The organism is Streptomyces avidinii (assembly GCF_045161815.1).
GTDB classification, from domain to species: Bacteria; Actinomycetota; Actinomycetes; order Streptomycetales; family Streptomycetaceae; genus Streptomyces; species Streptomyces avidinii.
In genome coordinates, this window is record NZ_CP108863.1 from 7375325 (window position 1) to 7396672 (window position 21348).

General features: G+C 71.3%; 19 protein-coding genes and 2 pseudogenes. 7 read left to right on the top strand and 14 right to left on the bottom strand.

The genetic code is table 11. The features are described 5' to 3' along the window. Nucleotides 1–126: 126 nt before the first annotated feature. Complete coding sequence (locus OG373_RS33195) at nucleotides 127–1053, bottom strand: hypothetical protein (protein WP_405442140.1); 927 nt, start codon at nucleotides 1051–1053, stop codon at nucleotides 127–129. A gap of 156 nt (nucleotides 1054–1209) precedes the next feature. Here OG373_RS33195 and OG373_RS33200 point away from each other — a divergent pair. Further along, nucleotides 1210–2359, top strand: a pseudogene (locus OG373_RS33200) (DUF475 domain-containing protein). A 169-nt stretch (nucleotides 2360–2528) separates the two neighbouring features. On the opposite strand, the gene OG373_RS33205 reads toward OG373_RS33200, so the two are convergent. Then, nucleotides 2529–3164: a TIGR03086 family metal-binding protein gene (locus OG373_RS33205; protein WP_405442142.1), complete on the bottom strand. Its 636-nt coding sequence runs from the start codon at nucleotides 3162–3164 to the stop codon at nucleotides 2529–2531. A gap of 97 nt (nucleotides 3165–3261) precedes the next feature. Between OG373_RS33205 and OG373_RS33210 the strand changes: the two genes are divergently transcribed. Together OG373_RS33210 and OG373_RS33215 are read left to right on the top strand one after the other, a co-directional pair. Next, nucleotides 3262–4233, top strand: coding sequence for a helix-turn-helix transcriptional regulator (locus tag OG373_RS33210; RefSeq protein ID WP_405442144.1), 972 nt, complete (start codon nucleotides 3262–3264; stop codon nucleotides 4231–4233). A gap of 540 nt (nucleotides 4234–4773) precedes the next feature. Then, on the top strand, nucleotides 4774–5199 hold the full coding sequence (locus OG373_RS33215; RefSeq protein WP_405442146.1) for a hypothetical protein: 426 nt from the start codon (nucleotides 4774–4776) through the stop codon (nucleotides 5197–5199). Nucleotides 5200–5289: 90 nt separating this feature from the next. Here OG373_RS33215 and OG373_RS33220 read toward each other — a convergent pair whose 3' ends face one another. From OG373_RS33220 to OG373_RS33230, 3 genes are all read right to left on the bottom strand, one after another. Beyond that, nucleotides 5290–5607 (bottom strand): hypothetical protein, encoded by a 318-nt coding sequence (locus tag OG373_RS33220; protein WP_405442148.1) that lies wholly within the window; start codon nucleotides 5605–5607, stop codon nucleotides 5290–5292. After that, complete coding sequence (locus OG373_RS33225) at nucleotides 5604–5948, bottom strand: hypothetical protein (RefSeq protein WP_405442150.1); 345 nt, start codon at nucleotides 5946–5948, stop codon at nucleotides 5604–5606. The genes OG373_RS33220 and OG373_RS33225 overlap by 4 nt, the downstream gene beginning before the upstream one ends. 274 nt (nucleotides 5949–6222) lie before the next feature. Further along, complete coding sequence (locus OG373_RS33230) at nucleotides 6223–7218, bottom strand: LysR family transcriptional regulator (protein ID WP_405442151.1); 996 nt, start codon at nucleotides 7216–7218, stop codon at nucleotides 6223–6225. A gap of 79 nt (nucleotides 7219–7297) precedes the next feature. Between OG373_RS33230 and OG373_RS33235 the strand changes: the two genes are divergently transcribed. After that, a complete protein-coding gene (locus OG373_RS33235) occupies nucleotides 7298–8026 on the top strand; it encodes an SCO6745 family protein (protein WP_405442152.1) in 729 nt (242 codons plus the stop codon). 4 nt (nucleotides 8027–8030) lie between these two features. Here OG373_RS33235 and OG373_RS33240 read toward each other — a convergent pair. Further along, nucleotides 8031–8171 (bottom strand): annotated as a pseudogene (locus tag OG373_RS33240) (VOC family protein); the annotation flags it as partial. A 376-nt stretch (nucleotides 8172–8547) separates the two neighbouring features. Between OG373_RS33240 and OG373_RS33245 the strand changes: the two are divergent. Together OG373_RS33245 and OG373_RS33250 are read left to right on the top strand one after the other, a co-directional pair. Beyond that, a complete protein-coding gene (locus OG373_RS33245; protein ID WP_405442153.1) occupies nucleotides 8548–9441 on the top strand; it encodes a hypothetical protein in 894 nt (297 codons plus the stop codon). Between the two features lie 471 nt (nucleotides 9442–9912). Beyond that, the gene (locus OG373_RS33250; protein ID WP_405442155.1) at nucleotides 9913–10683 is read left to right on the top strand and encodes a 2OG-Fe dioxygenase family protein; all 771 of its coding nucleotides are present in this window, start codon (nucleotides 9913–9915) and stop codon (nucleotides 10681–10683) included. 84 nt (nucleotides 10684–10767) lie between these two features. Here OG373_RS33250 and OG373_RS33255 read toward each other — a convergent pair whose 3' ends face one another. Then, nucleotides 10768–11427, bottom strand: coding sequence for a TetR/AcrR family transcriptional regulator (locus OG373_RS33255; protein ID WP_405442157.1), 660 nt, complete (start codon nucleotides 11425–11427; stop codon nucleotides 10768–10770). A gap of 170 nt (nucleotides 11428–11597) precedes the next feature. On the opposite strand from OG373_RS33255, the gene OG373_RS33260 reads away from it, so the two are divergent. Next, entirely contained in the window at nucleotides 11598–12716 is a 1119-nt protein-coding gene (locus OG373_RS33260; protein WP_405442159.1) for a serine hydrolase domain-containing protein, read from the top strand. A gap of 186 nt (nucleotides 12717–12902) precedes the next feature. Here the strand turns inward: OG373_RS33260 and OG373_RS33265 are convergent, their stop codons facing one another. The 7 genes from OG373_RS33265 to OG373_RS33295 form a co-directional block, all read right to left on the bottom strand. Continuing rightward, nucleotides 12903–13808, bottom strand: coding sequence for a JmjC domain-containing protein (locus tag OG373_RS33265; protein WP_405442161.1), 906 nt, complete (start codon nucleotides 13806–13808; stop codon nucleotides 12903–12905). 77 nt (nucleotides 13809–13885) lie between these two features. After that, complete coding sequence (locus OG373_RS33270; RefSeq protein WP_405442162.1) at nucleotides 13886–15313, bottom strand: TfuA-like protein; 1428 nt, start codon at nucleotides 15311–15313, stop codon at nucleotides 13886–13888. A 10-nt stretch (nucleotides 15314–15323) separates the two neighbouring features. Continuing rightward, nucleotides 15324–16541, bottom strand: coding sequence for a YcaO-like family protein (locus OG373_RS33275; protein WP_405442163.1), 1218 nt, complete (start codon nucleotides 16539–16541; stop codon nucleotides 15324–15326). Next, entirely contained in the window at nucleotides 16538–17266 is a 729-nt protein-coding gene (locus OG373_RS33280; protein WP_405442164.1) for a nitroreductase family protein, read from the bottom strand. The genes OG373_RS33275 and OG373_RS33280 overlap by 4 nt, the downstream gene beginning before the upstream one ends. Next, complete coding sequence (locus OG373_RS33285) at nucleotides 17244–19115, bottom strand: hypothetical protein (protein WP_405442165.1); 1872 nt, start codon at nucleotides 19113–19115, stop codon at nucleotides 17244–17246. Before OG373_RS33285 ends, OG373_RS33280 begins: the two co-directional genes overlap by 23 nt. Continuing rightward, complete coding sequence (locus OG373_RS33290; protein ID WP_405442167.1) at nucleotides 19112–19780, bottom strand: TOMM precursor leader peptide-binding protein; 669 nt, start codon at nucleotides 19778–19780, stop codon at nucleotides 19112–19114. Before OG373_RS33290 ends, OG373_RS33285 begins: the two co-directional genes overlap by 4 nt. After that, a complete protein-coding gene (locus tag OG373_RS33295) occupies nucleotides 19759–21045 on the bottom strand; it encodes a YcaO-like family protein (RefSeq protein ID WP_405442169.1) in 1287 nt (428 codons plus the stop codon). The genes OG373_RS33290 and OG373_RS33295 overlap by 22 nt, the downstream gene beginning before the upstream one ends. Nucleotides 21046–21348: the final 303 nt, after the last annotated feature.

The window sequence follows — 21348 nt, forward strand, 5'->3', positions numbered from 1 at the left end:
GCTTCTCGGAGGCTTCCCGCGGTCGCGGGGCGCTGGTCGACGGCTTCTGTCGTCGGCTCTGGACTGCGAGCTGTTCCGCGAGGCCACCGGAACGGGCTTCATACTGACGACACCACGACTCCAAACTCAGTCGACAGTTCGCTCCGCGCCGTAATAGCCCCAACTCAGCCGGCGTCGCATGGCATCGGTGCCCTCTGCCTGGATATGTCCGATCAGCATCGACCTCTGCGGTTCGGGCAGCTGCCGGTCGTGCACCTTGGTCCATTCGAGAGTGCCGAACAGTTCGGACGCCCCGTCAAGTTGGGCCGGGCCCGGGGGGTGTGCAGCCAAAGCGGCGAGGACGAGGTCGGAAGATTCGTCGTGGAGTTGGCGCAGTACGGCAATGTCGTACCACATCGAACCACCACTGGACTCCCTGGAGCGGATCCCTGCCCACGCCAGCAGAGCGCGGATCCGCTCGATCGCATCGGGGTAGTGCTGCTGGACGAGAGCGGCGAGCCGGTTCTCGGCGTCGTCCAGCTGCCGTGACCAGGCTTCGTCGTCACGGCCCGGTGGTTGGGATACATCCGCGGCTGCGTCGGCCAGCCCGGCCGGTGCGGCCTGGATCCAGCGCATCCGACGAGCCTCGGCCTCGGCCTCTTCCTCGGCCAGCCTCTCCTGGGCCCTTTGTGACCCGGTCAGGCCATGCCGTGCCAGCCATTCCGTAAGGGCCGGGCCATCACGCAAGTCGGCATCGCAGTTGCCGACCCCGCGCAGCCCGGTCTGGTGGTGCAGCGTCCAACAGGCCGTTTCACCGTCCGGACCGTGAACCGTGATCGTTGGCCAGCCGCGGCACCGGCAGTTGTCTCCGGTCCCACCGTCCACGATGGCCAAGTGGCGTGCCAGGTCGGCGATCTGGTCACCCGTCAGCACGAGCCGCGTCAGGTCGTTGGAATCAACCTCGTCGGGCGATCCCTCGACGATCACCACGCGTGTGGCCCGGTTCAGCGCGTCCTGCACCTGGGCCGTTGTCGGAACGTTCTCGGTCATCCTCACCGTCTCTCTGTCGATCACGTCCCGGAGGATAACGGCGGCACTCGTCCGACGGCCGAACCATTGGCCCGGGAGGATCTGTCAGGGCTGCGGGGCGTCGCTCTAGACTCCAGGGTCAACGTTTCGCAAAGCCAAGTACGGCGCGGGGGAGCCCCGTACGCGACGATTGGGTAGCCAGTGCTGCTGAAAACGTTCGGCTGGTCGTTCGCGGTCACCGCGCTCGGCCTGATCGTGGCGGTGTTATACGGGGGGGTGGGCCGGCTTCGGGATCGTGGCGATCCTGTCCATCCTCGAAATCTCGGTGTCCTTCGACAACGCCGTGGTCAACGCCGGGATCCTGAAGAAGATGAATGCCTTCTGGCAGAAGATCTTCCTCACCATCGGCGTCCTGATCGCGGTCTTCGGCATGCGACTGGTCTTCCCCGTCGTGATCGTCGCCGTCAGCGCCGAGATCGGTCCGATCGAAGCGGTACGGCTCGCGCTGGACGACAAGGACAAGTACCAGCAGCTGGTGACCGACGCCCACCCGTCGATCGCCGCCTTCGGCGGCATGTTCCTCCTGATGATCTTCCTCGACTTCATCTTCGAGGACCGCGACTTCAAGTGGCTCGCGTGGCTGGAGCGCCCGCTCGCCAAGCTCGGCAAGATCGACATGCTCTCCGTCTGCATCGCGCTCATCGTGCTGCTCGTCTCCGCGATGACCTTCGCCACGAACGCTCACCAGTACGGCGGCATCCACACGGACAAGGCGGAGACCGTCCTGATCTCCGGCATCGCGGGCTTGATCACCTACCTGGTCGTCGGCGGTCTCTCCGGTTACTTCGAGAACAAGCTCGAGGAAGAGGAGGAGCGCGAGCACGAGGCCGAGGAAGCGGCCAGGACCAGCGGTCAGAAGGTCCCGGCGATCGTGATGGCCGGCAGGGCCGCGTTCTTCCTGTTCCTCTACCTGGAGGTCCTGGACGCGTCCTTCTCCTTCGACGGCGTCATCGCCGCCTTCGCCATCACCAACGACATCGTCCTGATGTCGCTCGGCCTCGGCATCGGCGCCATGTACGTCCGCTCGCTCACGGTCTACCTGGTCCGCCAGGGCACCCTCGACGACTACGTCTACCTGGAGCACGGCGCGCACTACGCCATCGGCGCCCTCGCCGTGATCCTGCTCGTCACCATCCAGTACGAGATCCACGAGGTCATCACGGGCCTCGTCGGCGTCGTCCTGATCGCCTGGTCCTTCATCTCCTCGGTCCGGCGCAACCGCAGGCTGGCTGAGGCCGAGGCGAAGACCACGGGGTCCGACGAGAAGGCCGAGGTCTCCTCGGGCGTCTGAGCCGGCCGCCGGCGCGGATGGATTGATCTCCTGGTGCAGGGAACGGCCGGGGCCGACATCGACCACATGGTCCCGCCGACCGAGCTCCACGGCTCCAAGCAGCCCCTTCCGGCCGACTGTTCCAGCCGACCCAGGAGGCAGGCCGAGGCCGTCCCCCGCACCGGGGCACTCAGGGCCGGCGTCCGGCCCAGGCCACCAGCCGGTCGATGGCCGGGGCCTCGGGGTCCACGGCCACCACCTCTGCGAAGGGGATCCGCCCGCCGCGGGTTTCGGCCGGCAGCGCGCGGCGTACGACGCCGATCACACGCTCGATGAGGGCCGGGTCCCAGTCCGGGTCCTGCCCGGTCGCCCTGGCCAGGTCCCAGGTGTGCACGGTGAGTTCGTGGGTGTAGACGGCCGCGGCGGCCGCGCCCGGCAGGACGCCCATCGGCAGACGCAGCTGCAGGCCGAGGATGCCCGGATCCGCCCACACCTCGGCGACCTCACGGGCACCCGGCACCCAGGCCGCCGCCCATGCGCCGTCGGCGATCTCGTCGGCGAAGGACGGGACGCTGAACGGGTCCTCGCCGCGCCCGATCACCGAGATCCGGCGCACGACGGCGACGAGGTGGCTCGACAGCCGCCGTACATCGAACTCCTCGCAGGGGGTCGGCGCGTCGTACTGCTCGGGCCGGACGGCGGCCAGCGTACGGCCCGCCAGCTCGACGGCCGCGGCGAGGTCGGTCCGCGGATCGAAGGAGAAGGGGGCGGCGACGGTACCGGTGGAGTCGGACGGGGTCTCGATGAGCTGCTCGGTCTTGTTCATGGGTTCATCCTGTAAGCAGAAGTGGCCACCTTCTGGCCAGTTTTCCGAAGAGAATGAAAGGCGACGACGCGGCACCCACGAAGGAGGAAAAGGGCACATGAGAGCCGACCGGCTGGTGGCGACCCTGCTCTTCCTCCAAGAACGGGGCCGCGTCACCGTCCCCGAAGTGGCCGCCGAACTGGAGGTTTCCGAGCGCACCGCGCGCCGAGATCTGGAGGCATTGGCCGCGGCCGGCATCCCCGTCTACTCGCAGCGCGGCCGCGGCGGCGGCTGGTCCCTCGTCGGCGGGGCCCGTACCAACCTCACCGGGCTGACAGCCGACGAGATCCGGGCGCTCTTCCTCGTCACCGGCCCCCTGTCGGCCACCCCCGAGCTGCGCACCACCCTGCGCAAGCTGGTCCGGGCCCTGCCGCCGACCCTGCGGGCGCAGGCCCGAGCCGCGACCCAGGCGGGGGTCGTCGACGCCACGGACTGGTCCCGCAACGCCGTCACCGCCGATGCCGCCCACCGCTCCGCGCTCCAGGGCGCTGTCGTGGACGGGATCCGCGTCCGCCTCGGGTACGCGGGCGTCGGCAAACCAGCCGGCGAACGCACCGTCGACCCCCTCGGGCTCGTGGCCAAGGCGGGCGTTGACTACCTGGTCGCCGGTACGGACAAGGGTCTGCGCACCTTCCGGCTCAGCCGGGTCACCTCCGTCGAGCCGACCGGGGAACCGGTGGCCCGGCCGACCGACTTCGACCTCGCCACGGCTTGGCGGACGCTGTCCGGAGCCTTCCAGGACGGCATGTACGCGGTGACCGCCCGGGCCCGCGTCCACCCCGACGCGCTGGCTCTGCTGCAACGGTTCCTCGGCGGCCGCGTGCGCGTCGGCGGTCCGCTGCCCGACGGCTGGACCGAGGTGTGGGTCGACGGCCCGGCCGCCAAGGCCCTCGCAGGACATCTGGCCGGGCTGGGAGCGCGGGTCGAGGTACTGGAGCCGCCGGAGGTACGACAGTGGCTGGCCCGGATCGCCGCCGAACTCACGGGGATGTACGCGGGGGAGGAACCGAACGCACCCCACGGCCAGTAGCCGATGGCGAACGTTTCGGGATGCCCGTCGTGCTCGATCTCGTCGACCAGGGCCATGGCGTAGTCCTCGTCTGCGATGAGGCTGAAGCGTCCGCGTTCACAAGCAGGTCGTCGTGGGCCGACCAACACGTGTCCGTCCGCGCGCCCGGCGCGATCTGCGCAGCGGGTCCCGCCGCCCTCGCCCGCTTCTCGGTCTACACGTCGTAACCGCCACGCGACGCGGCCGAGATCCACTGCGTATTCCGTCAGTACGTGCCATGGCCCATCGAAGTGATCTTCTGCGATCAGGGCTACGACTTCGACCTGGTGATCACACCCGACACCACCCCAGCAGAATCATCGGCAAGGTGGACGCCTTGCCTTCCGTCCGGGGGACACGGCAGAGCCACGGGGTGTGGTTGCTGACCGCCGGTCCCGGGCGGCTACGACCGGCACCGGGGAGGACGTCCGGTGATGCGATCAAGGCGGCACGGAGGTGTGATGGAACAGCCCCTGCAGGCCGTCGTGCGGCCTGCAGCCTCGCAGAGCGGCGGTGATCCCCGTGACCGTACACGCCCTGGCCGCCGCCGTCGTCAGCGGTGCGGCCTGCGTCGTTTTCACTCTCGCCCCCGCCGCCACGCCGGTGCAGGCCGTCGTACCCGTCCCGTCCGAGCCGTGCACGTCCGGCTGGGTGTGCGGCTGGACCGGCCCCGACTACACGAGCGTGGCGAGTTTTGTCTCGCAGGACATGCCGCGGTATCCGGAGACGACCGCATACGTCGGATTCAACGGCGGCGAGTCGGTGTGGAACAGTGCCAGGACGTGGCGCCGGAACGGCCAGGTCTGGGGCCGGTGCGTCACCGTGTACAGCAGCACCGAGTACCGGGGCCAGAGTCGGACCATCCGCCCTGACCAGGGCATTGCCCGGATCCCCGCGTCGTTCGGGAACATCCATTCCAACCGGTTCCACGCATGCAGGCTGTCCTGACCGTCCCGAACACGTGCTGTGGCGTTGCCGACTGACGATACGGATGTGTGCCCGCCCGGGTGTTCTGCCAGGCCGCGGCGGCCATCGACGTCACGATCGGGGGCGCCGCTGAAGCTCCCGGCGGGCGGTCGACCAAACGATTTCGAACTCATCGGCCGACAACCACTGCGGGTCGTGCCCCTCCCACTCGGAGATGGGCGGTTCCGCGGTCAGACCGTAGATGCTCTCGTATTCAGCCGACCGACCTTCTCTTTGGGCTTCTTGCCACTCTGTCAGCGAGGCAGCGGTCAGAGCCTTGCCTCCGGGCTCCCGCAACTCGACTTGCCGGATCACATAGCCATCGGCATCCAGCTCGAAGTAGAACCAGATGGCCTCCTCGTCCCAGAAGCAGCGAACCCAGCGCGTCACGGGTCCACCGTGTCGAAGGGCTCGTCGTGCCAGCGCCAGCCGGCGGTTCCGTCCTCGTGGATGTGCAGCATGAACTCGGCGACCGGGCCGCCGTCGGGAAACGTCAGGGTGAGCGCACTGCGGATCCGGGTGCAGCAGGTGTCGGCCCGCTCCCAGTCCTCCTCGTCGCGAGCCTGCTCTTGCTCACTGAAGAGGGAACGGACCTCTTCAAAACCAGGAAGTGTCTCGACTTCGGCGTGCATCCAGGGCATATCGGCGCCGGTCACGGTCAGCCGGGCAATCTCCTGGTCACCGTGGTAGAGCCGCCAGACACTGTCGGTGGTCAGGTTCGGGTTGGTCATGTCTCCCATGATGACGATCAACACTGACAGGCGGGGGGGAGAGAGAGTTCACCGCCCCCTCCGGTGGTGGGGCCGTGGTGGCGGAGGCGATGGCCGGCAGGTTGAGGGTGAGGCGGGTGAGCATCAGGTCCAGGGCTGCGTTCTCACCGGCGATCTGCTGCGTAGTGCCCGGTACAGCGACGCGGCTTGGCTCCTGACCGGGGCTGTTCACGTCGCGGAGCGGCCGGAATCCGATAGTTGGCCACTGAGCGTTCTACCTGGCCCGGTGAGCGCTTTATGTGGCCCGCAGGGTGCGGGCGAGTCGATCGGACGGCCTTCGCGATGGGCCGACCGTCGGATGCGCGGCGCTGTCCCAAGCCATCGGGAGCTGCGAGGTGCGGTCCTGTCGCGCGGCTGTGCGCAGCGCTGCGACGACGGCCGTGGTCGTCGGGTTCGCGGTCTCGGCGAGGCGGGTCGCGGCGAACAGGAGGCGCAGGATCGGGTCGCCCTCGAGGGGTGCCGTGCGGATTCCGGGTGTGGTCGGGTCGATGGCCGTACGGGGGACGAGCGCGGTGGCGAGGCCGGCCCGTGCGAGGGTGAGCTGCGCGGCGATGTCGGCCGTGACGTAGCGCGTTGTGGGTGTGAAACCGGCCTGGTGGCAGGCGTGCACGATGGCCTGTCCGCACTCCGTGGTTGCCGGCGGTGCGGCGAGGGTGTGCGTGGCCAGTTCCCGAAGGGCGACGGGCCGTCCGACGGCTCGGTCGGCCGCCGTGACGACAAGCAGCGGATCGTCGAGCAGCGGTGAGACCTCGATGCCACGGTGTGTCGCCTCGGGCAGGTGGTGATAGCGCTGTCCCAGCACCACATCGACGGTTCCGAGCGTGAGTTCCCGCAGTTGCGCCTGGTCGGTGACAAGGCAGGTCAGGGTGAGCTGCGGATGCTGTGCGTCCAGTGCGGTCAGCGCGGGGGCCACGATCCTGGCGACGGTCGACGGCAACGCGGCGAGCGTGGCGGTGGCGCCGACCGTGCCCCTGACCGCTGCGATGGCGCACTCGGCTTCCTCCATGGCGGCGAGGATCCGGTCGGCGTGTTCGAGGAGGACGCGACCCTCCTGGGTGAGCGCGACGGTTCGTCCGTCGGGGCGCAGCAGCTCGACTCCCACGTCCTGCCGCAGTGCGGACAGCTGCTGGGACACGGCCCCCGCGGACAGGCCCAGCGACTGGGCGGCCGCGGTGATGGAGCCGCGGGCGGCGACGGTCTTGAGCATGTGCAGACGGCGGATATCCAGCATGACTCGATAGATTACCTAAAGGGTCCCATGAGAAATGATCTTCTTGACCTATTGAGTTGTGGTGAGGGATCTTCGGCGCATGGAAATCCTCGACTGCATCGCCGCGGTTGCCCTGCCCATCCACGATTTCGGTGACGAGTTCATGTCCGACGAAGCGACCGCCGCCATCGGTCTGCGCGCCGGGTTCGCCCCAGGGCGCGGCTTCTACTGCCGCGGACGCTTCGGAGTACTCGGCGAGGCGCCGGTCGCCGTGGTCCAAGCGGTACAGGGGTTCCTCGGCCCCCGTCTGGTCACGACGGGCTGGCTGGCGGGACGGGCCGTGATGCCGGCGGAGGAAGCCGCCGCCTGCTACGCACAAGCCGTCCGGACATGGGGACGCGCCCACATTCCCGCCGACGTGGACGTGGAGCACTTCAACCACTTGGCGCAGCAGCTGATCGACGCGGCCGACGCCGACGCGCTGCCTCTGTTCGCCGGCTGGCGGGCGCAACCCTGCCCCGAGGACGACCCGGTCGGCGCGGCCATGCAACGCGTACACGTTCTGCGGGAACATCGTGGCGCCTGCCATCTGGCGGCAGTGCGCCTGTGCGGGCTGAGCGCCCGAGCGGCCATGGTCATCAACCTCGGCGTCGAACAGGCAATCCACTACGGATGGCAAGAGCCGCATCCCGTTGCCGCGACACAGGTCCCCCGACGACAGCGTGCCGAGCGGCTCACGGACGAGATGCAGGCACCGCTCTACGCCACACTGACCGGTCGGCAACGTACCGACTTCGCCCAGCTCGTCAACACGTTGACCGCCTCCTGACCCTTCAGTGCAGTTGCTGGGCCAGTCCGACGATGACGCCCTCCGGGCCGCGGAGGTAGCAGAGCAGATAGCTGTCCTCGAACCGGGCGATCTCGCCGACGAGTTCGGCGCCGTGAGGGCGGAGGCGGGCAACGGTGTCCTCGACGACGATGCCGACGTTGTCCATCCGCTGAATCGCCATGCTGGTCTCTCCTTCTTCCTCGTGCGGCCGGCGGTGGCCGCTGATGTCCCTGGGACGGAGCCCGTGGAACGTTCTCGACATCCTCAGACCGCCGAACTCCGAAAAATGAAGACGATCAGCCGCAGCGTGGCATCCCCGCCTTCCATGCTTCCTCGACGATGCGCAGCGTGCGCGCAGAAGGCGAGAGCGCACTCGTGGGCGTCCGGCGGACGCCGGTCCGTGTCGGGCAGCCGCGGCCCGCTCCGCCATGGCGCGAGGCCCTGACCAGCCGCTATTGTCCCTTTGCCGGGCCTGTTCCGGGTCATGGAACGCGGGTTTCACGGGGAGGGTGGGCGCAGCGGTGGGCGACGACGACAGGACGGTGCAGCGGCTGGACCTGGAGATCGACGAGCCGTCGTTGTCCCACCTGGGCTGGCGGGCCGACGAGATCGAGGCGCACCTGGTCACCACGACCTACGGGGAGTGGGAGCACCATCAGGAGATCGAGCTCTGTGGGACCGTCCGGTTCCTCGGGGAGGACTGGTCGGACCGCTTCGGCGGCGGTTCCTACGCGCCCGCCCTCCTGCTCGCCGTCGGTCGCACGGGCTCGCCCGTCCCGCCCCAGTACAAGCGGCTGGTGATGGAGACCGTGACGAAGGTGTCCGAGCGTCCCCGGCACCTCTCCGAGAAGAGCACCTCCTGGGAGTGCGAGAGCCCCCTCACGCCCGAGGAGATCACCTTGCGGATCACCGCCTTGGACGTGGAGGAGATCGAGTCCGATTTCGCCCTCGCGCCCGAGAAGGCCTCGGTGCTCCCGGTCGAGGTGATCGACGAATCGAGACGGACCGGCGCAGTACGGCTCACGGTCACTACGAGCAGCGCCCATGTCCTGCACGACCCGTACGACAGCCGGCTGCGCGTGCATCTCGCAGGCAGCGCTGTATTCGGCGCTCCCGAGCAGCTGCTCGCCGCCCACCTTGCCGCGCACGACTGGCGGGACCAGGACTCGACGCTCGAGAACGAGTGCCCCTTCGACGTGAGCCTGCCCGGCCTGGTCGTCGAGATCCGGGAGGAAGGGGGATTCCTGCTCCGTGCGACGGAGATCAGCCTCTACGGCAGCATCCCCGTGGGCGAGGCGGGCGGGCTGCCCGCGCGCAGGCCCCGCTGGATGGCCGACGTCGGTGAGGACCTCCACGACTCTGCCCGTCCGCCCGCGCACGTCATCGTCCGGATCGTGGACGCGGATGACCTGTGAGGGAGTCCTCCGGGGGCCGGGCAGCGCATGGACGCACTGCTCATCGAGCCGCTTCCTCGCGGGCAGTCATCCGTGCCCGGTCGACGCTCGGGGGGCTCAGGTGTGCGCGGGTCTCGCCGTCAGGGGATGAGCAGCGACACCACCGTCGCCGCCGCCTCGCGCTGGGCCGGGCTGCAGCGGGGCAGGCGCAGGGGATCGGAGCAAGTCGCCGGCCGATTTGCTTCCTCCCGCGACCCGTAGGACGCTCAGCAGCCGAACCGCCCGTAGCCCCGCCCGTTCGACGAGCACGCCGCAAAGCTGTGGCTTGCATCGCAGAGCCGTGTCGAGAGCGGGGCGTGACGGGGGAGGCGTGCGCAGGGCCGACACGGGTCGCAGGCGCCATGGCCCTGGTGGTGACCTGTGGAGGAACACGTGGAAAAGGCTGAACCCCAGCGGCGGTCGCACTCTGGTGCGGGGGCTCCGGGTGGGGGCATGGACGATCTGCGCGAGCGCGGGTTCGTCCGCTACGGCGCTGAGCAGCTCGGCATCGTTCCGGACGGCTCCGTTGCGGGGGACCTGGCCGGGATCCGGGAGGTTTTCGCGGCTCTGCCGCCCGACCCGTACGCTCCGGGGACGAATCGGTTCCGCCGGTACTCCCATGCCGTGTACCTGCCGTGGAAGGACGAACTGTCCTGGATTCCCGGAACCCCCGACCCTGTCCACGGTACGGTCACCGATTTCTCCCAGGGCGAGGGCGACCCTGAGTACCCGCGGAAGCGGCGCGTGCTCCCCGACATTCCCGAGGAGCTGCGCGGCAACGCTCTGCTGTTGCGGCTCCTGCGCTGGGACTTCGACCAGGTCCTGGCCCTGAAGAACCTGGGGAGACGGCCGCTGTGGGCCGGTGTCCACCTGATCAGGCTCGGCGTCGACCGTCCCGGACAGGAGGCCGTCTCTTCCCCGAACTGCTTGCACCAGGACGGAGGTTCGGCCAGCACGTTCACTTTCGCCCACCTGATCAGCCGTACCAACGTCACCGGCGGGCAGAACGTCATCGCCACACCGGGCAGTGCCGGACTCCAGCCCGAGGACCCGTGGGCGGACATCCACGCCGACTTCACCCTCACGGACCCCCTGGACGGCTACGCCGTCCACGACCACAGAGTCAGCCACTACGTCGGCCCGGTCCGCGCGGGCTCCGAGCCGGGGCCGGGCGAACGGTCCATCCTCATCGTCGGCCTCGCCCCGTACGTCCCCCAGCTGTAACAGCGGCACTACGCGAGCCCGCCGAACACGCCGGTACGCGGCGCCGTGCTCGGCCCGGCCGGCCGGCGGACGCCGACGCCTCCGCTAGCTCGCGCGGATTGCGGCCTCGACGTGGGCGAGTTGGGCGGCGAGGATCTCTTCGAACGCGGCGCGGCGATCCACCCCGAGGGGCCGGACGTCGCGGGCGAAATGAGCCAGGGCCGGGAAGCGTTCGGGGTCGGCGCCCAGAACCGCCACGCGGAACAGCTCCATGCCCTGCTCGTGCTCCTCGGGGGTGACGGTGCTGACTCCGGCCTCGGAGGCGATCAGCGCGGCGATGAGGACCGCGATCCGGTGGTAGCAGGCCGGGATTTCCTCGTCGGGCAGTCCTGACGCGCGCAGAGCCTGCAGCACCTCTTCCATGACCAGCCGGGAACCGGTGCCGCTGGATGCGTAGCGTCCCCAGACCGCGGCGAGCTGGGGCTGCTGCCCGAAGGCTTCTCGCGCGCGCAGGGCCAGGGACGTGATGCGCTGCTTCCAGTCGCCCTCGGGGCGGTAGCCGTCCATCGCGGCCAGGAGGATCCGGTCGGCAACCGCGCGCAGCAGTTCGGTCTTGCTGCGGAAGTGCCGGTACAGGCTGGAGGAATCGGTCCCGAGGGCCGCGGCCAGCTTGCGCACGCTGAACGAATCCGCGTCGCTCGTGCGCAGCAGCTCCGCCGCCGCATCCAGGATCTCTTCGGTCGACCAACGCCTTCGGCCTGCCATCTTGCTCCTCTCGCAGACTCTCACCCTATCTGTGCACTTGGTGTTGCACGCACCGCGTGCATAATGAGGACGTGAGGATGCCGGGCGGGCCGGCATGCCACTCGTGCCCTGTTGTCCGGGTCAGGCGACCGATGCGGAGCGCACCCGGGGATGACGAAAGGACGCATGACGTGAAGAACCCACTGGATTCCGCGGCGCTGAACGCAGCCATCGAAAACGTCCACCGCGCCGGCATGCCGGGACTGTTCGCCGAGGTGCGAGACGGCGACCGGGTCTGGCGCGGCGCCGCCGGGGTCGCCGATGTCACCTCCGGCCGCCCCGTCACCGCCGACATGCGGCACCGCGTCGGCAGCATCACCAAGACCTTCACCGCCGCCGCGGTCCTGCAACAGGTCGAGAGCGGTGAGGTCGGTCTCGACACACCGATCGGCCGGTACCTTCCGAAGCTGGTTCCCGGGGAACGCGGTGACGCGATCACGGTCCGGATGCTGATCAACCACACCAGCGGCCTCGCCGAGTTCCTCCCTTACGCCTACCCCTCCCTCAAGGGGATGCCCGTCGCCGCGGACACCCGGCCCCAGAGCCTGGACGACCACCGGTTCACACGGTTCGACCCCGTTGAACTGATAGAGATGGGGGTCACCGCACCTGCCGTCGGCGCCCCGGGCGGTGCTCCGGGGGTGTACTCCAACACCAACTACTTGCTCCTCGCCCAACTCCTGGAAGAGGTGACGGGCACTGCGGCCGAGCGGTACATCACCCGCAACGTCATCGAGCGCGCCGGGCTCCGGGACACCGAACTCCCCGCCGGACCGTACGTCGACGGACCGCACTCGCAGCTCTACGAGGCGTGGTTCGGCATGATCGACCCACCGCGCGACTACAGCGTCTACGACATGTCATATGCGGGGCCAGCGGGCTCCCTGATATCAACCGTCGCGGACCTCAACCGCTTCTACGGCATGCTGCTGGCCGGCGAGATCGTCGGCCCGTCGTCGCTGGCGCAGATGCAACGCACCGTCCCGGTCATCTCCCAAGAGGGAAAGACGATCGACTACGGCCTCGGCCTGCACCCGATGGAGGGACCCGGCCAGGGCACCTTCTGGGGCCATGGCGGCACGGTCTGGGGCGGTGGAGCGCTGGCCATGACCCGCGCCGACGGCCAGCGGCAGTTGGCGGTCGCGGTGAACATGCAGAGGTGGAACAGGCTCGACTCCTCAGGCAAGCCGCAACCCCACCCCATCGACGGCGCGCTTGCGACTCTGTACCGCCTGGCGATGTACGGCTGACCGAGTCCGACTCCGGGGCGGCGGCCGGACGACGAGCCGCGCCACGGCCGGGGGATGGCCGGAGATGAGCGGCCGCGCGGGTCTGCCAGGCAAACTGTTCCCCGGGTGATCGGGGTCGAGGGGCTCTGGCGCCGCAGGGCCACGACCTCGGGGGTGGGCGTCAGCGGGGCCTGTCGACGGGGGACGTCACGGGAGCGGTCGCTCGGCCCGCGGGTTCCTCGAGTCGAGTGGGGAGGCGACCGCGCGCATGCCGGTGCGGGCCCGGTGGACGAGGTCCTCGGCGGTCAGCGTGGCGAGGGCCGCACGTGACTCCGCCAACAGGCGCTCGGCGGCTGCCAGCAACTCCTCCTCACCCAGCGGGCGGGCGGGCAGATCGGTCTCGGCGAGCAGCGCTGCCAGGCCCGCCCGCAGATGGGCGCCGCCCGCCTCGCGAACGGTGAACGACAGATGCGCGCACACCCCGGAGTCCGCGGCGACCGCGCTGTGTGCCTGCCCGCGCGGGACGTAGAGCACCTGCCCCGGTTCCAGTCGTGTGGTGAACTCCGGACGGCCGGGGAGGTCGACGGCACCGGGGCCCCACCGGCCGTCGCCCGGGGCGTCGTAGAGGTGCCACGTCTTGGTACCGGCGGTCTGGACGACGAACACATCGGCGTCGTCGCGGTGTACCGGCCTGCCCTGGGTCCCGGGCGGGGTGACGAAGTGGAACGCCTCCACCTGTCGCCCGAGTCGGCTTCGCATCGCCTCGCAGAATGTACGGATCGCGGGGTGCCACTGGTCGATGTGGCGCAGCAGGACGGTGGCGGTCCCCTCGGCGAGGAAGCCGCGTACGGCAGCGCCGTCCACGTATCCGTGCTCGATCCGGCCCAGGACGGTACGCGGCGGACAGTACCGGGGCAGCGGCACCTCACCGTCCACGGTGACCAGTTGGACATAGGGAAGCCGCAGCAGACCGCTGTCGAGCCACCGGTCCAGTTCGCCGGGCGCCAGCAGATCGAGAGGCGGGTCGGCGGGCCGGAACACTCGGGGGGTGCGGTGGCGCAGCGCGTCGATGAACTCGGCGGCGTCGCCCGTGAAACGGTGCAGGACATCCATGGCGTCGTCTGGTCCTCGGGGAGTGTGTGCGGTGCGGGGCGGAGGGGGAGTCGTCGTCGCCGGCGTCGGCGGAGCTCTCACGGGCGCGCACTGCGGAGGGCGGGGTGCAACAGCAGGTCGTACGTGTGGACGGCCTCGACGGCCGCGTCGAGCGACGGGAAGCCGCGGTCCAGCGCGTACAGGTCCGCCTCGGCCGGGGTGCAGCCCCAGATCCCGGTCAGGCGCGCGGTGAGGGAGTCGCGGGACAGCAGGGCCGGTGCGGAGCAGGGTCTGCTCAGCGGCCGTTCCTCGCTGTCGCGCAGGCACGAGGCGGCCGTCCCATGGGCTTCGGAGAACATGGGAGCGTGCTGGAACCCGTCGAGGAGGAAGGTGTCGCCGGCGGCTCCGGGTTCGAGTTCGAAGCTCCGGGACAGGAAGGCCTCCAGCTGCTCGTGGCGGCTGAGGCGGGCCAGTTCCGTCCCCGTAAGCCACGACCGCAGGAAGCCGAACCCGTCGCTCCCGCCGGGGTGGCCGGGATCGGGGTACACCCCCGTGTGGACTCCGTGGGAGATCGCGGAGGCCGACGTCCCCCGGAGGCCGGGTGGCGCCGCGCACGTGCGGGCGCACTCCCCGGCGATCCACTCCAGCACCGTTTGCCGCCGTGCCTCGGGGAAGGCGTCGGAGAACAGTTGCAGCACGCGCAGCGCGGCCAGGGCGCCGGGCCGGGGGCGGTCCGGGCCGACTCCGGGAGCCTGCCGGGCCCGGTCCTCCCAGGACGCGAGGTACGTCGTACGCGGCACCGCAGGACGGACCCCGGCGGGACGCGCGGTGTCCGGGCCCGTCGCGGCCAGTGCGCCGTCCAGTGTGTCTGCCAGTGTCTCGGCCGGGGTGCCGACCAGCGCGTCGACCACCGCGAGGGTGTCCGTCCGTTTCACATCGACCCGGTGGCGGGCGCAGTGCTCACCGAGCGCCCTCAGCTCGCCGGGGTCGACGCCGACGGCCTCGGCGAGTTCGGGGAACCGCTCGAAGGCCCGTCGCGGATAGGGCGTGGCGCGCAGGGCGTCGATGAGGGCCCCGGCGGTGGCGGCCTCGCACTCCCCGTCCCGCACCGCCCGGTCCAGGGTGGCCCGTATGACGACGAGGGGTTCGGACATGGCGCGGTAGTCGCTCTCGGGTGGGCCGTGCAGCAGCGCCACCTCGTCGTCCGCCTCGATCGTCCCCACCCGGTAGTCCCGGTACACGCGGCCGATCCCGCGCATCCCGAGGGCATCGAGCTCGGCGGCGCGCAGCGCCCCCATGCTGGCGCCCCCGAGCACCTCGACGCCCCGGTCGAGGACGGCGAGGATCTCCTTGTGCGGCACCGCCCGCACCTGGTGGAAGTAGCCGTCGACGATGCCGACCGCGTCCCCCTCCACGAGCGGCAGTGCCAGCAGGTCACCCGCGGCGACCGGCGGGAGCAGGGTGACTCCGGGCGGGACGAGGAGTCCTGGGGCCGAGGGGCCGAGGAAGAGGTATCGGTGGGTCATGGTGTGGGCCTCACACGGCGGGGGGCATGGTCATGCCGGGGCAGAGGACATGGACAACCGGGACACCGAGGTCGGCCCGGGTGTGGTCGACGACCAGCGGGCCGCGCCCCGTGACGGCGACGACGCGGTCGACCAGTCGGGCGATCTCGTCCCGGTGGTCGGGGAGCACCACGGACGGGACGGAGTCGAACGGCACGGACTCGGGGGCGCCCCGGTCGGGCGGCGGCGTCGGCGCGGTGGCCGCCAGGGCGCGTCGCAGCCGTCGGTACGTCGCGTCCTCGAGGTCGTCCCGGGCACCGGCGATGATCGACAGCCGTACCTGGGCCGCCTCGGTGAGGGCACGGCACAGGGCGACCCGGGCGTCCAGGTGGCAGCCGTAGCCGTAGATCGGCAGGGGGAATCCGCCGCCGTGGACGGCCACACCGAAGCACGGCACGCCGAGAGGGGTGGCGAGCAGGCCGATCCCGAACCGCACCCCGGCGGCACGGTAGCGCTCGACGAGGCCGGCCGCCGGCCCCGGCAGGCTGTCGGGGTCCACCAGGCGCGACGGCCCCGTGGTCCACGCGCGGTGGATGGCGTCGCGCTCGATCACCTCGTACAGGCCGTGGGCGATCGCCTCGTGCCGGGTGTTGCCGCCGGCCAGGCCGTTGCTGGTGGGGGCGAACAGCGGCGGCCGCCAGCGCGGACGGACCCGGCGATCCAGGCTGAGGCAGTCCAGAGGCACCAGCGAGGGGCTGCCGTCGCTCAAGCGCACCGCGGAGCGCCAGGCCAGCCGGGTCCCCGGATTGAGGCAGTGGCGTGCCCGCAGCGCCAGCTCGTCGACGCGGTAGCCCAGATCGGGTTCGACGTCGCCGACCGTGCCCACGTGATCGGGACGGGTGTCCAGGTGTTCGCCGTGCCACCGCTCGATCGCCTCCATGGCGGCGGACACCTTGGCCGACACCGGATCCAGCCCCTTGCCCTGGTACACCGACAGGTAGCGGCCGGCGGGGGCGACCGCCTGGTAGACGGGGATACCGATGTCGTCCAGCCAGGTCAGGTCCGCGACCCGGGTCACCCCGACGGCCGGGAGCAGCGGTGCCAGTCGCTCCCAGGTCCGCGCGGGCGGGCAGGCGCGGTGCGTCCCCGTGAAGTACGTCTTCTCCCCGCCCGCGGCGTCTCCGGGAGCCGCGGTCCGGGGGGCGGCTCCCTGCGGCGGGCCCCCCGCCACGGCCGCGACCGCGCTCACCGGGGCGCCGCCGCGTCGTTCGGGCCCGGTACGGGCAGCGGTTGCGGCGCGGTCCCGGGTCGGCCCAGGGTCAGGCTCAGCAGATGGCGCCCGCCGGGCCGAAGGGTGTGGAACGCGGTGGTCGCGACCGCCTCGGCCCGTCCGCGCGGGCAGCCGCCGAACCCGGCGCCGATCGCCGTGAGCCAGCAGGTGTGCGCGAGCGCCGCGCCCCGGACCAGGAGGTCGGCGTATCCCGCGTGACCGGCCCGACCGACGGCGCCGGCGAGGTCGCCACCGATCAGCAACACCGCGGGGGCGTCGTCGAAGGTCCCCGCCGCATCGGGCAGCTCCGGGGCGTCCGCGACCTCGCGGAAGGCGCCGTCGGGCCCGACCTCGTACCAGCCGGGCGCCAGTGCCTCCACCCGGTAGGCCGCCAGCAGCACGGTGAGGTCCACCGCGGGCCGTTCGGGCCACTGCGCGCGATGGGTCGTGAACGCACGGGCGAGGACGGTGGACAGCTCGGCCGCCGCCACCCTGCGCGCGTCGAACGACCGCAGCGACCGACGCGCTTCCAGCACCTCCCACAGCGCTCCGGCGTACGCCGTGAGTCCCGCCACGGAATCCGACACGGGCTCCGACACCGGCTCCGTCGTGGATCCCGTCGGGCCGGCCGCGGGCGTTCCCCGGCCGGCGGCGAGCCGCTCCACGAGGCCCGCCATCAGGTCACGCTCCTGTACGAGCGGCATCCGCGGCGCCCCTTCCGTAGATTCCGAGGATCCCCGTCACCAGCCGGTCGGCCGGGTCCAGGTCCAGATGTTCGACGAGCGCACCCGTGTCACCGGCCACCAGGTCCGTGTGCAGCCCGAGTCCGGCCGCGACCAGCGCGGCCTGCGCCATGGCGCAGCCGCTGTCCAGATGCGTCAGGCGGGTGGAGAATCCGTAGTACTTGCCCCAGAGCCGGTGCAGGGCTCCCGTGAACACCAGGGCCGCCCGAACCGGCCGGCCGGCCAGCGGCGTGCCCGCGAGCAGTTCGCTCAGAGGTGGCGAGTCCGAGCGGACGGCGATCAGTTCGCCGGTCTCGTCGTCGTACGCGAACACGGTGCCCGGCAGCGCCGGCAGGTGCGTCTCGGTGAGCAGGAACAGCCGTACGGAGCCGAGGTTGCCGCCGTTGGGAGCCCAGCGGCGGCGCAGCCCGCCGTCGGCTCCGGTCTGCCCCGGCGCGCCCCCGGGGGTGTCCTCGGAGGTGTCCGCGCCTGCCTCCCGGAAACCGGCGGTGCGCGACAACAGCACGCTGAGCGCCCGTTCGTCGAGCAGCCCCGGCGGACAGGCGGCCGTCTCCGGGACCGGCAGTGCCCGCCTCGGGCTGGTCGCCAGTTCCAGGACGGCGGGCGGCTCGAAGGAGGTGGTGCCCGCGCCGGCGGTGAACCGTTCCGGTGGCGCGGCCTGCAGCAGCCACTCGACGGTGTCCAGTGCCTGCTCCGCGCCGGCGCCGATGGGCCCGCAGTCGGGGCAGCCCGGCTCCGGAACGACGGTCAGGGACCGGCTGGTGAACTCCGACAACGTCAGCCGCCGCAGCTCCCGGCGTGACAGGGGCTGCGCGGTGCCGGCGAGCACCGCGGTGACCTGCTCGGCGACCAGACCGGCGACCAGACCGGCGGTCGCGGGTGGCAGCGAGAGGGCCGCTCGGTCGGCGGGAAACGCCCGCTCGTGGCCCGTCCGGAAGCACCCGGTGCAGGCGGTGTGACCGGGCAGGAACCTCGGTCCCACCTCGATCGCGGTCGTCACGTCGATCACGTCGATCACGTCCGCCACGTCCGCCACCTCCGTCTCGGGCAGCGTGTCCGTCGCAGTCGTCGTGTCCATCGCCAACGTCGCATCCGGCACGGGCGGCGCGCCCGTCGCGTCCCGGATCGCGTACCGCAGGACCTCGAAGCCGCCGGCCGCGCCGCTGCGGGCGGCCTCATCGAGTGCCGCCGTGGCGTCGTCGCAGACCACGAACAGGTCCACCGGTCCGTCCGGGGTGTGCCCGCCCGGCGGCACGGTCGTGACCCGGCCCACTCCGCAGGCCGCCAGGTCCTCGGCGACGCGCCGGGTCACCTCGGGCGGGCCGGCCAGGGCGACCGAGGCCGCCGCCAGCCGGACCGCCGCGGTCGAGGACCCGCCGTCGACGGCGGCCGGCGGTCCCGTACGCGACAGGAAGTCGGCCACCGCGTCGATGGCCACCGGGGCTCCGCCCGGGGGAGCCGCGTCGACGGCGGGGCAGGCCGGTTCGAGCAGGGCGCGGGCCTCGATGGCGGCCATGACGGGGTCGATCTGGGACACGTCGAGGCCCAGTTCGGCGGCGACGGCGGCCCGGTCACGGGTGCCGTCGAGCAGGAGGAGCAGCCGGGGCAGGATGTCGGCCGCATCCGCGCCGGCGAAGAGGTGACGGCGGCCGACGGCCTCGACCACCAGCCCGCGGGGTACCGCGGTGACGGCGATTGCGCGGCGCAGCCGCGGCCGGCAGTCGTGGCCGTGGTCATTGCCGTGACCGTCAGGGGCGCCCGGTGCGGGGCCGCCGGGTGCGGGGGCGCCGGTGCTCGTGTACGGGGTCATGCGGGAACTCCCTGGTGCGTGGTCCTGGCGCCGCTGACGAGTTCGGCCAGTGCTCCCGTGCGGTCCGGTCCGGGAACGGTCTCCGGCGCGCAGCGCCGACAGCCGTGGCAGCGCAGGACCGGCTGGGTGTCGATGTCCCCGTAGTGCAGCCTGACGGCCGTGACGGAGCCCGGCGTCGCCCTCACCCCGTCCGGTCCGTCGAGAAGGCAGCGCAGCAGACCCACGGCCGTGCGGGCGTGCTGCGGAAGGAATCCGCGCGGCGCGCCGCCCGGGTCCGTCTCGTGCGCCTTCCACAGAGCGCTGGTGATCGAGGCCTGGTCGTCGTGCTGAATCAGCCGCGCCTGATAGCAGTCGAAGCAGGGGCCCTGGTGCGGTACCACCCACGGACCGATGCGCAGCATCAGGTCCTCGGTGACCACCGGCAGCCAGGGCACGCCGTGTTGCCATGCCAGGGTGTCGATCCGGCTGCCCAGTTCGGGCACCGGGTGCTGGGCGGCCAGCACGACCGCCGCGGGACGGGCGGCGAAGGCCTCCGCCAGATCATCGGGTCGGACCCGGGTGGCGCCGAGGTCGCCGGCCGACAGCAGCTGTGCCACCTGCTCCCCGAAACCTCCGACGCCGACGACCAGCAGCGGACCACCGGTCAGGCGAACGGTTGCGGCCATGGGTTGAGCCCCTCCTCGGAATGGACGGTGAATCCCATCGCGGCCGGAGCTTGGAACAGCCGCGGATGGGCGCGGAATTGGGCGAGCGGCAGCAACGACATCGGCATCAGGTCCGGGATGACGACATTGAACGCGCTCAGACCGACGGAGCGCAGCTCGCAGTGGCTCCGGTCGACGGCGTACACCGGCATGCCCAGCGCCGAGAAGCGGTCGAGCAGGACGGCGAGCGCGGCGCGCGGATCGGCGGGCAGCCCGGGCTGTTCGGCCCTCGGCGGCCCCTCGGCCGCGGCGTGCAGGAAGGCGAACGCGTCGGCACGCCGTGGTGCGGCCATGTAGCGGGCACCGTCGGTGATCGAGGCGAACGCGGCGAACGAGGCCGGCTCGGCCGCATCGCCGTAGAGCGCGCCCCGCACCCCGAGGGCCTCGGCCAACGCCTTCTCGGCGGCCGCCGACAAGGTGCGGCCGGCCGCGCAGCCCACCACGTGGCGGACCCGCCGATCGTGCTCGGAGAGCTGCAGGCAGTAGACCGTCGGCACTCCGAGGTCGGTCGTCGCATCGAAGAGCAGCGTCCGCAGGAAGTGGCGGCGCGAGGCCCCGAGCAACTCCTCCAGCGCCGGTGAGACGGGGATATCGGGAAGCGGGGGCAGCGGTATCCGCTGCAACCAGGTGAGCGCGATCGCATCGCGCTCGACCACTTCGAGAACGGCGCGCACGAGCGCTTCGGTCGGGTCGTGGTGCACCGCGAAGCCGGTCGACAACTGGTACCAGAACCGCTCGGCCGGCACCGCCGGATGCAACCGGTAGGTCGACATCACCGCGGGCAGCCACGTGCGTACGCTCGACACCAGCTCCAGGCCCTGGACCCAGCGGATCGGCGCGTCCGGGTCGAACGGCACGATCGGACAGTCGGGGTTCGCCAGCTCGCCGGCGGAGCAGCGAGGCAGCCGGGTCACGTCGGCGACGGGGCCGTCGAGGCCGGAGGCGGTCGCCCACCGGTGCTCGGCCGTGGGCGGCTCGTACGCGGAGTAGCGTTCGGCGGCCTCCGCGATCGCCACCAGCCGGGCTCGCGCCGGGTCCCCGTAGGAGCGTCCGCCGCCCTCGCTGGAGTGGTGGTCCGCACCGGCGCCGGGGCGCCCGCTGCCACCCTCGGCGTGGCAGCCGTGCAGGTCGGCCATCCAGCCCTGCGACCGGTACCGGCGGGTCACGCTGACCACGCCGTACGGGGACACCAGCGCGTCGAGCGCGTTCATCTGTTGGTCTGCCACGGAAGGCATGGCGAGGGCCTCACTTGTCTGTCGCGGAAGGCGGGGCGGTGCGGTGCAGGGCACCGCACGACCCCGCCCGGATCTGACGTCAATGCCGTTCGGCGGGCCGGAGCGTCAGATGCAGCAGCCGCAGTTGCCGTGGCCGCACGACGTGCAACACGTCACGCAACCACCGCAGTCACAGTTGCCTGCCTCGGACAGGCTCTCGGACAGCTCGTTCCAGGTCGTCGGTGTCACATCGGCGACGCTCAGGTCCAGCTTCTGGCCGGAAGGCATAAGGCTTCCCCTTTCTTCGAGGTCGGG